This window comes from Mesorhizobium sp. M7D.F.Ca.US.004.01.2.1 (assembly GCF_003997785.1).
In the GTDB taxonomy this organism is placed as follows: Bacteria; Pseudomonadota; Alphaproteobacteria; order Rhizobiales; family Rhizobiaceae; genus Mesorhizobium; species Mesorhizobium loti.
The window spans coordinates 1-10,085 of sequence record NZ_RZRQ01000222.1 but is presented as its reverse complement, the minus strand read 5'-3'; the positions used below and the strand labels follow the sequence as shown (position 1 = coordinate 10,085).

Here is a 10,085-nt window from a genome sequence, read left to right as displayed (position 1 = left end):
CCCTAACTTAAGTCATGGCCGTCAACCAGCAAGCCGTGCCGGCAACCAACGGCACGCCAACGGAGAAGAAGATGCCCAGTTCAGCCGATCTACCCCTCGACGCGACAATCGACACGGCCAGGCACGCCGGGCGAATCCGCCATCCCTGCTGCGGCGGGCCTGGCGATTCAAATCCCGTCACATCTGTAACTCCCACCGCTGCGCCTGACCGCCCTACCCTAGCTCACGACCAGCAAGCAGCAACACGTCGCAACAGTGCGGCGGCAAACTGACAAGGAGACGACCAATGACCAAGCACACTGCAATGAAGACTCCGCCGATCGTTTCAAGGCAGGACTGGGAAGCCGCCCGCGAACAGATGCTGGTGAAAGAGAAGGCAACGCTGCGCGCCAAGGACGCATTGGCCGCCGAGCGCCGGCGCATGCCGTGGATGGAAGTCGACAAGGCCTATGTTTTCGAGGGGCCGAATGGCAAGGCGAGCCTGCTCGACCTGTTCGAGGGCCGCCGCCAGTTGATCGTCTACCGCGCCTTCTTCGAGCCCGGCGTGTTCGGCTGGCCCGAGCATGCCTGCCGCGGCTGTTCGCTCGGCGCCGACCAGGTCGGTCACCTCGCCCATCTCAATGCCCGCAACACCACGCTTGCCTACGCCTCGCGCGCTCCGCAGGCCGACATTGTCCGGCTGAAAGAGCGGATGGGCTGGGAGATGCCCTGGTACACCATCACGGACAGTTTCGACAAAGACTTCGGCGTCGATGAATGGCACGGCCACAACGTCTTCATCCGCGATGGCGACCGCATCTTCCGCACCTATTTCATCAACAGCCGCGGCGACGAGGCGATGGGCACCGTCTGGAGCTATCTCGACGCCACGCCGCTCGGCCGCCAGGAGATCTGGGAGGATTCGCCCGAAGGCTATCCGCAGACCCCTCTCTACAGCTGGTGGAACTGGCACGACAATTACGACGCCGCACCCGACAAGACATGGGAACAAGTGTCGGCTGCCGGCGAAGCGGCGTTCCGCGACAAGGACCAGTAAGGGCTATCCAGCTTCCTCGCCCCCGCCTTTGGCGGGGGAGAGGTGGCCGCGTAGCGGCCGGAGTGGGGGCTCGCAGGGCGCAGTCCCCCTGACCTCGGCACGGCACAACCATCAAGGAAAAGACCATGCTCGATATCCACACAGCCACCAGCGGAGCGATCCCCGAAAGCACCAATGCGTCCACCCTCGGCATCGCCGATTGGCTGTGCCTTGCCGCGGCCCCGACCTTTGCCGTGATGGCGCTGCTCACCTGTGTCTTCAGTGGCGATGCGGCCATGCTGTGCATGGGGGAGAATGCCTCGCCATTCACCGGAATGCCGGCAATGTATCTTCTGATGAGCGCCTTCCATCTGGCGCCCTGGCTGCGGGTGATCTCCGGCCGGCAAGCCCGGCAATAGGTTGCCACCCTGCCCGCCTTTGCAACACGCCGACATAGTGGAGAAAGACAAATGAGACTGGTCAGGCTGAGAGCGCCGGGCGGCTTGGGCAATCTCGACCTGGTCGAGGAAGATCCACCCCAGCCAGGACCGGGTGATGTGCTGGTCAGGGTCCGGGCCTGCTCGTTGAACCTGCGTGACGACTTCGCGGTGCAGGGCAAGACACCGTTCGTTGACGGCCGCGTTCCGCTGTCCGATGGCGCTGGCGAGGTGATCGCCATCGGCGGCGATGTCGATGCATTCAAGCCTGGAGACAGCGTCGTCAGCGTCTTCTATCCATGGTGGCTGGACGGTGACATGACGCCCTCGACCCGGCGCGACATTCCGGGGGACAGTTTTGACGGCTTCGCCAGCGAGTATGTGTGCATGCCGGCGCGGGCCTTCACCAAGGCACCGGCGGGCTATACGCATGTCGAGGCGGCGACGCTCACCTGCACGGGTGTCACCGCCTGGCGAGGCCTGGTTGTGTGCGGCAAGTTGAAGCCCGGCGACACGGTGCTGGTCCTCGGCTCGGGCAGCGTATCGCTGTTTGCGCTGCAATTCGCCAAAGCCGCCGGCGCCCAGGTCATTGCCACGTCTTCCGACGAGCAGAAGCTGGAGCGGCTCAGGCGCCTCGGCGCCGATACCGTCATCAATTACAAGTCCGTGCCGGACTGGGGTCGCAAGGCCAGGGATTTGACGGACGGACGCGGCGTCGATCACGTGATCGAGGTCGGCGGCCCCGCCACGCTGGCGCAGTCCATTGCGGCCTGCAGGACGGGCGGGCACATCGCCCTGATCGGCGTCCTGACCGGCTTTGCGGCTGAGGTGTCGATCCCGGCGGTGTTTTCGAACCAGATCCGTATCAGCGGCATTTCCATTGGCAGCCGGGCCGACCAGGAGGACATGATCCGGGCGATAGCGATCAACCGCCTGAAGCCCGTTGTCGACCGCCATTTCCCGCTTGAGGACATCGCCACCGCCTTCGCGCACTACGAATCCCAGAGGCATTTCGGCAAGGTCTGCCTCGACGTTTGAGCGCTCCCCCAAGCGCCAGCAGCCCCACAAACCACCCAGTATCCATCAGCAGCAGCTAATTGACAGCCAGAAAGAAACGGCGCTCACTGCCTGGCACAGGTGGATCGCAGCATCAGGCGGGCGATATCGACCGCCGGCGACACCTCAGCAATCCGGGAAAAGCGCATAGCGCTTTGCCTTGGGAATTGCGTAAAACCAGGGGAGGATGCCATGCCAACCGTTATCGGCCACCACAACATCACGAAAGACAGCAAGCACTGGCTCAATTCACCCAAGCGCAAGGAGCTTTTCGGCTCGCTTGGGATCACCAACATCCGCACTTTCGTCGATCCGCAGAACCCGAAACGTGTGGCCGTGATGATGGACGTTCCGGACATGGATAAGATGGCCGCGCTGATGCAGAGCAAGGCGGCCGCCGACGCGATGGCTCACGACGGCGTGGTGCCGGAGTCGCTGGTGATCCTGGTCGAAGCGAAGGGGTAGTGCCCGCAAACCGGGGGCTTGTTTTTAGCGTCATAGAAATGGGCGCGGGACCTCTCCCGCGCCCATGCCGTTTCGCCTATCTCAGTTACATTTCGGCTTGGCGCTGTTGCAGGCGTCGACCAGTTCAGCCGGCGGATCCTTGTGGAAGACGGTCTTGTAGGACTCCAGCACATTGGACTGCACCACCGGCAGCGACTGCACGCCGACCCAGGCGGGCGTAGGTTGCCCGATCAGCGCCTTCATCATGGCCATCGCCTCGGCGACGCCCTGGTCATAGGGGCGCTGCGAGCCGGTTGCCTTGAGCGGGCCGCCCTTGGCGATCTCGATCGCCGACTGCAGGCCGAGATCGACCGTGGTGATCGGAATATCGATACCCTGCGCGCGCATCGATGACAGCGTGTCGAGCGCCGGCTGGTCCCAGACGGCAAACAGGCCTTTCACATCAGGATTGCCGGTGAGGAAATCGCCGGCAATCTGCGACACCTTCGAGGGATCGGTGAAGTCGACCTGCTTCATGACGATGTCGGGCCGGTTCTTCTTCATCCACTCGCTGACGCCCTTGGTGCGCTCATTTGTGCTGAAATAGTCGACGCCGAAATTGACCAGGCCGATCGTGCCGCCCTTGGGCATGCAGGACGCCAGGATCGTCGCCGCGATCTGGCCGTTGCCTTGGCTGTCGGCCGAGATCATCGAGGCAAAATCCTTCGGAGATGAGAGGCCAACCGGGATGCTGTCCATGAACACCAGCTTGATGCCGGCCTCCGACACCTTCTTGTAGGTCGGTGCCGTCGCGGTGAAATCGACGGGGATCGAAATGATGCCGTCGGGGTGCTGCTGGATGGTGTTCTCGATATCGGCGATCTGCTTGTCGACCTGATATTCGGCCGACGCCACCCCGGTGACGGTCACGCCATATTTGGCCAGCGTTTCGCTGATGCCCGCCACTTGCAACTGCGACCAGTCGAGGTTCACCGTTTGCATGGAAATGCCGACCTTGAACTTGCCGGCCTTGACCTTGGCGGCTTCGTCATCGGTCAATTTCAGTTCGTCGGGCGAGGCTGCCTTTTCGCCGTGCGGGCCCTGCCCGACAATGCCCTTGGGACCAAGCGTGGCGAGGTCGACGCCGGTCACGCAGGTGTCGGGCGTCTGCGCCAGGCTCATGGACGTCGACAGCGCGAAGGCGCTGACGGCGAGGCTCAATGTACCGAATAGGATTCGTGCCTGTTGTTTCATGACTTTCCTCCGTTGATCGTTGACGTTCTATTTGCCGTTTGGAGCCGGCGTTTTCTGCTAATGTCCGCGAGATGCGCGCCTTACCTCCTCGTGAAGGCGACCGCGGCGACGATGATTGCTCCCTTGATGACGAGTTGCAGCGACGAGCTGACGCCGAGCAGCACCAGCCCGTTGTTGAGCGTGCCGATGATGAGGCTGCCGAGCAGCGTGCCCAGCACAAAGCCGCGGCCGCCGAACAGGCTGCAGCCGCCGAGGATCACCGAGGCGATGACGTCGAGCTCCATGCCTTGCACCACGTCGGGCCGCGCCGCGTGCGAACGCGCCGACAGGATCAGTGATGCCAGCCCGGCGAGCGTCCCGGTCAGCACGAAGGCCAGCGTGGTGACCTGCTTGATATGGACACCGGAATAGAGTGCCGCCGTGGGATTGCCGCCCGCGGCATAAACCCGCCGCCCGTAGACGCTGTAATGAAGCAGCAGGATGCCGGCGATGGCGACGCCAAGCGTCCACAGGATCGGCGCCGGAATGCCAAGCACTGAACCCTCGCCGAAGATGGCGAAATAATACTCGTTGGTGATGATGACCGGCTTGGTGTTGGTGACCATCAGCGCCACCCCGCGCGCGCCGCTCAGCGTGCCCAGCGTCACCAGGAAGGACGGGATCTCGAGGCGCGTGGTCAGCACCCCGTTGATCAGCCCGATCAGCGCCCCGGTGCCCAGTCCCGCCAGCGCGCCGACGACCCAGTTGTTGGCGACGAACGCCATGGCCAGCGACGCGCTCATGCCCGAAAGCGCCAGCGTCGAGGCGACGGACAGGTCGATTTGCCTGGAGATGATGACGAATGTCATGCCGACGGCAATGATCGAGACCAGTGTCGTCTGCCGGCCGATGTTGAGAAAATTGTCGATCGACAGGAACCAGGGCGACGCCAGGCTGAAGACAACCAGCATGACGGCAAAGGCGACGTAAAGCATGTAGGGACGCTCACCCTGAAGCAGATGCCGCAGCGCTGAGCGACCGCCCGGTTGGTTGACGGCAGCTTTTGCCGGGCTTTGGGTGTCGGTCATGCCGCGTGCTCTTCCGATGGCTGCGAAAGTTGAATGAGGTGATGAAGGTCCTCGGCGCTGCCGAATTCCGCCCTCGAAATCGTCCTGGTGATCCGGCCATCGACGACGATCGAGATGCGGTCGCAGAGCTGGAGCAGTTCGGACAGATCCGAAGACACCAGCAGCACCCCGCTGCCAGCCGCGGCCGCCGCGCGAATGACGCCGTAAATCTCCTCGCGCGCGCCAACATCGACACCAACCGTCGGCTCGTCGAGCAGCAGCACGCGCGGCCGCGGCTCGTTCCATTTGCCGAACACGACCTTCTGCTGGTTGCCGCCGGACAGGTTCTTCACAAGGGTCAAAGCGCCTGGCGCCTTGACGGCCAGCCTGCGCATCGCGGCATTGGCGTGCTCGCTCGCCGAACGGCGCTGCAGCCAGCCAAGGCGCGAGAAATAGGGCAACCGGGGCAAGGTCAGGTTGCGCTCGATCGAATGCTCGAGAACCAGGCCCTGGACATGCCGGTCCTCCGGCACCAGCGCAATGCCCTGTCGTATTGCCGCTGCCGGATCGATGCCCTTCAGCGAAACGCCGTCGAGGCTGGCCTCGCCCGATTGCACCGGCCGCAGGCCGAAGATCGTTTGCAGGATTTCGGTGCGTCCGCTGCCGATCAGGCCTGCGAGGCCGTGGATCTCGCCGCTGCGCAGCGCAAGATCGGTCCGGTCCAGCCTGTCGTTGCTGACATCAGTCAATTCGAGCACGGGTTTTTCGGCTGAACCATGCCGAGCCGGCGGCGCGCTTTGCCCGGCTGTCGCACTGTCCGCCTTCAGAACAGCGTGATCCGGCCCGACGATCGCGCCGACCAATTGCCGCATGTTGGTTTGCGAGGTGACAAACGTTCCGGCGTTCTGGCCGTCGCGAAACACGGTCACCCGGTTCGAAATCCGGAACACCTCGTTGAGGCGATGGGTGACGTAGATCACTCCGACGCCCCGCGCGGCGACCGCGCGGATCGCCTCGAACAGGATCTTCTCTTCATCGTCGGTCAGCGCCGAGGTCGGCTCGTCGAGGATGAGCAGGCGAACATCGCCCATCAGCGCCTTGGCGATCTCGGTCATCTGGCGATAGGCGAAGGGCAGCGAGCCGACCATGGCGCGCGCATCGAGCGGGATGTTCTGCGATTTGAGGAATGCCTCGGCCTGCGCCACCAGCTGCCGCTTCTTCAGGAAGCCGAGCCGCGTCTTCGGCTCTCGCCCCAGCAGCAGATTGTCGGCAACCGTAAGCGATTCGACCAGGCTCAGATCCTGGTAGACCACCGCCACGCCGGCGTCGCGCGATTGCGCTGGCGAAGCAAACGAGACAGGTTTGCCATCGATCTCGATCGAGCCGCCATCATGCACATGCACGCCGCTCAGGATCTTGATCAAGGTCGATTTGCCGGCCCCGTTTTCGCCAAGCAAGGCGTGAACTTCACCGGACTGGATTTCGAGGCTGACACCGCGCAGCGCATTGACGCCGCCGAACCGCTTCCTGACGCCCTCGACGCGCAGCAAGGGGGCCTCGGACGATGGCGAAATCGAACTCTGTTCGATCATGACGCCTGCATTTCCTTCCCTTGACGCGTCCCCTACCCGGCATATCGAGATCGTCTTTTGGGACTTCTCTTACTTTTTTTGTAACTTTTCCATCAGGTCGGCAAAATGTCAAACGGAGTCAGCCGGCAGCTGGAATGAATCCGGTCCAACCTCACCATGTTCGGTGATGACCGCGTCGAAGCCGTCCATGGCTGAGAAGAAGGCGCGCTTGAGCTTGCCGATCTTGCTGCTGTCGACGACGAGATAGTTCTCGCGCGCCAGGCCCATCACCTTCTGCTTCACCACCGCCTCGTGAAAATGCTCGCAGGTGGCGCCGCGTTTGGCATCGACGCCGGCGGCCGACAGGAAGGCGGCGTTGATGCCGACGCTCTTCAAGATATCGAAATCATGCGTGCCCGAAAAAGACGCCGATGCGGGATGATAGACGCCACCCAACATGATGATCGTCACATTGGCCTTGCGGGTCAGGCGTTCCGCCACGTTCATGGCGTAACATATTGCCGTTATTTGATAATTGTCGGGAATGAGGTCGATCAGATGGATCAGCGTCGTGCCGCAATCGATGAAGATCGTCTCGTCGGGCCGTATCTTGCGCACCGCGTGCAGGCAGGCTTCGCGCTTCGCCGCCGCATGGCTGTCGGCCGCGGTCGCCAGTTCGTAAGGCGCGTCGGTGTCGATCTCGGCCGCCGCCAGTATATGCCCACCGAGGAAGGCGATCTGTCCCTGGTTGGTGGCGATGTCACGCCGCACCGTCATCTCGGAGACGCCAAGAAGCGTTGCCGCTTCGCTGAGATGGATGACCCGCCGTTCCGACAGAAGATGGATCAGCCGGGCTGTCCTTTGTGCTTTGCGAGCAGTCATGCGTGGGCCTGTCGGTCACTTGAAATGTGAGGAATTTAACAGCCGCTCTCGTTCAGTTGCAAGCGCGGTGTGCCAATCCGGCCGGACATGACCAACGGACGTGCCTGCTTACAAGGCTCTCGTCTGCCTTGTACCGACGGCGTGGGCCATCAGGCCTTGGTGGATTTCCCCGCCCCGAACCGCAACCCGTCCATCAAGAGCTTGACCAGCCGGCGCGAGCGGTCGCGCCATTCCGGGGTGTCAGGCGCCGAGTAGATGCCCGACAGCGCGTGCAGCACGTCCGAAGCATCGACATCGCCGCGGATGGTGCCGTCGGCCACCGCCGCCTCGACCAGCTGCCGCAAGGCTTGCGAGACCCTGCCGGACGTGTCGGAAAACAGCGTCGAATTGGTGGTGAGCAGGATACGCAGGCTGGTCGCCAGGCCGCGCTTGGTGGCGATGTAGTCGACGAAGCGCTGCATCCACTGCTCCAGCGCGACATCGGACGGATGTTTTTGGGCAAGCTCGCCGGCGGCCGCGCACACCGCCTCCGCCTCGCGGCGGTAGACGACCTCGACCAGATGCTCGCGCGTCGGAAAATGCCGGTAGAGCGTGCCGATGCCAACGCCGGCGCGGCGCGCGATCTCCTCCAGCGAAGCATCGATGCCGCGCTCGGCAAACACGGCGGCGGCCACCTCGACCAGCCGGTCGCGGTTGCGTTGCGCATCGGCGCGCAACGGTTTTGTCTCTGCGGCTTCGGCCTTCTGTTCGGCAATGGCGGACGGCTCGGTGGCCAATTTTTTCTCCACATCGTGTCAGGGGGCTTGAACCCGGTCGGGTCAACCCCCACGTAATAAACGGAGGTGCCTCCGTTTTAGTGGAGTACCTTTATCATATAAGAAGGGGAACCGGTATGTCACGTCTGCAAACTGCCGAGCGTGAAATCTTCCCCTCGAGGGGGAAGATTTCGCTCTCCGCCGCCTTGCCCTTCCCCGCCCCGACGCCAATTCAATCCCCTCAGCGTCAAGCAACTGGAGCCAGACGCCCATGACCAGCCTTCCCATCACGCTCACAATCAACGGACACCGACACGAACTGGAGGTCGACCCACGCGTAACCCTGCTCGACCTGCTGCGCGAACGGCTCGATCTCACCGGCACCAAGAAGGGCTGCGATCGCGGCCAGTGCGGCGCCTGCACGGTGCTGGTCGACGGCAAGCGCATCAACTCATGCCTGGCGCTGGCGGTCAGCCATGACGGCGCCCAAGTCTTGACCATCGAAGGCGTCGCCCACGGCGAGGAGTTGCATCCGGTGCAGGCCGCCTTCATCGCCCATGACGGCTTCCAGTGCGGGTTCTGCACACCCGGCCAGATCATGAGCACGCTCGGCCTGATCGCCGAGGGACAGGCCGGCGACGATCCCGAACGCATCCGCGAGGGGCTGAGCGGCAACATATGCCGCTGCGCGGCCTATGGCGGCATCGTCGAGGCCGTCCTGGAGGCCCAGCAACAGCTTGCGAAAGCCGAGCGGAGGACTGCGGCATGAGGGATTTCGATTACATCAGGCCCGCCACCATCCCCGACGCCATCGCCGCGGCGGCCGAGCCGGGTTCGGCCTATCTCGCCGGCGGCACCAATTTGCTCGACCTGATGAAAGGCGGCATCACCAGTCCCGAACGCGTCGTCGACATCTCCCGGTTGCCGGAACTCAACCGCATCGAACGGCTGGACGATGGCGGCGTGCGCATCGGTGCGCTGGTGCGCAATGCCAACCTCGCCTACGATCCGGAGTTCGCGAAATCCTATCCGGCGGTGGCCGAAGCGCTGCTGTCGGGCGCTTCGGCGCAGCTTCGCAACGCCGCCACCGTCGGCGGCAATCTCCTGCAGCGCACGCGCTGCAGCTATTTCTACGACACCGCCAGCGCCTGCAACAGGCGCGAGCCTGGCGCCGGTTGCGACGCGCTGGAAGGCGAGAACCGCCTGCACGCCGTGCTCGGCTGGAGCGACGCCTGCATCGCCACCCATCCGTCGGATTTCTGCGTGCCGCTGGTGGCGCTCGACGCCGTGGTCGAGATCGAAGGCAAGAAGGGCCGGCGCCATGTGACGCTGGAGGAATTCCACCGGCTTCCCGGTGAAACGCCGCAGCGGGAGAATGCGCTGGAGCCCGGCGACCTGATCGTGGCGGTGCGCCTGCCGGCGGAGGCTGCCTCCTTCTCCGCCAATGCCCGTTACCTCAAAGTGCGCGAACGCACCTCCTATGCCTTTGCCGTTGTATCGGCCGCCGCGGCGCTCGTCGTCGATGGCGGCAAGATCCGCGCCGCAAGGCTGGCGCTGGGCGGCGTCGCGGCGAAGCCGTGGCGGGCGCGCCCCGCCCCAGCCGTCCCGCTTTGCGCGGGTGCCCA

At 63.8% G+C, this 10,085-nt stretch carries 11 protein-coding genes; 6 read left to right on the top strand and 5 right to left on the bottom strand.

Annotated features, from left to right (window positions below):
* Positions 1 to 286: 286 nt before the first annotated feature.
* From EN993_RS24705 to EN993_RS24690, 4 genes are all read left to right on the top strand, one after another.
* Complete coding sequence (locus EN993_RS24705) at positions 287 to 1,036, top strand: thioredoxin family protein (RefSeq protein WP_109660717.1); 750 nt, start codon at positions 287 to 289, stop codon at positions 1,034 to 1,036.
* Between the two features lie 125 nt (positions 1,037 to 1,161).
* The gene (locus tag EN993_RS24700) at positions 1,162 to 1,434 is read left to right on the top strand and encodes a hypothetical protein (protein ID WP_127265064.1); all 273 of its coding nucleotides are present in this window, start codon (positions 1,162 to 1,164) and stop codon (positions 1,432 to 1,434) included.
* A 51-nt stretch (positions 1,435 to 1,485) separates the two neighbouring features.
* Positions 1,486 to 2,490, top strand: coding sequence for an NAD(P)-dependent alcohol dehydrogenase (locus EN993_RS24695; protein ID WP_127265063.1), 1,005 nt, complete (start codon positions 1,486 to 1,488; stop codon positions 2,488 to 2,490).
* Between the two features lie 210 nt (positions 2,491 to 2,700).
* The gene (locus tag EN993_RS24690) at positions 2,701 to 2,973 is read left to right on the top strand and encodes a hypothetical protein (RefSeq protein WP_056591789.1); all 273 of its coding nucleotides are present in this window, start codon (positions 2,701 to 2,703) and stop codon (positions 2,971 to 2,973) included.
* Between the two features lie 81 nt (positions 2,974 to 3,054).
* Here EN993_RS24690 and EN993_RS24685 read toward each other — a convergent pair whose 3' ends face one another.
* From EN993_RS24685 to EN993_RS24665, 5 genes are all read right to left on the bottom strand, one after another.
* Positions 3,055 to 4,206, bottom strand: coding sequence for a substrate-binding domain-containing protein (locus EN993_RS24685; protein ID WP_126069767.1), 1,152 nt, complete (start codon positions 4,204 to 4,206; stop codon positions 3,055 to 3,057).
* Positions 4,207 to 4,286: 80 nt separating this feature from the next.
* Complete coding sequence (locus EN993_RS24680) at positions 4,287 to 5,273, bottom strand: ABC transporter permease (protein ID WP_127265062.1); 987 nt, start codon at positions 5,271 to 5,273, stop codon at positions 4,287 to 4,289.
* A complete protein-coding gene (locus EN993_RS24675) occupies positions 5,270 to 6,844 on the bottom strand; it encodes a sugar ABC transporter ATP-binding protein (RefSeq protein ID WP_127265061.1) in 1,575 nt (524 codons plus the stop codon). The genes EN993_RS24680 and EN993_RS24675 overlap by 4 nt, the downstream gene beginning before the upstream one ends.
* 108 nt (positions 6,845 to 6,952) lie before the next feature.
* Positions 6,953 to 7,705: a DeoR/GlpR family DNA-binding transcription regulator gene (locus tag EN993_RS24670; RefSeq protein ID WP_109660705.1), complete on the bottom strand. Its 753-nt coding sequence runs from the start codon at positions 7,703 to 7,705 to the stop codon at positions 6,953 to 6,955.
* Positions 7,706 to 7,854: 149 nt separating this feature from the next.
* Positions 7,855 to 8,481: a TetR/AcrR family transcriptional regulator gene (locus tag EN993_RS24665; RefSeq protein WP_127265060.1), complete on the bottom strand. Its 627-nt coding sequence runs from the start codon at positions 8,479 to 8,481 to the stop codon at positions 7,855 to 7,857.
* 250 nt (positions 8,482 to 8,731) lie between these two features.
* On the opposite strand from EN993_RS24665, the gene EN993_RS24660 reads away from it, so the two are divergent.
* Both EN993_RS24660 and EN993_RS24655 read left to right on the top strand, forming a co-directional pair.
* Positions 8,732 to 9,229 carry a (2Fe-2S)-binding protein gene (locus EN993_RS24660; RefSeq protein ID WP_127265059.1) on the top strand — a complete coding sequence of 166 codons (498 nt, stop codon included), beginning with the start codon at positions 8,732 to 8,734 and terminating at the stop codon, positions 9,227 to 9,229.
* Positions 9,226 to 10,085 (top strand): xanthine dehydrogenase family protein subunit M (locus EN993_RS24655; protein ID WP_164757788.1); only part of this gene is annotated, 860 nt, incomplete at its 3' end. The genes EN993_RS24660 and EN993_RS24655, both read left to right, overlap by 4 nt.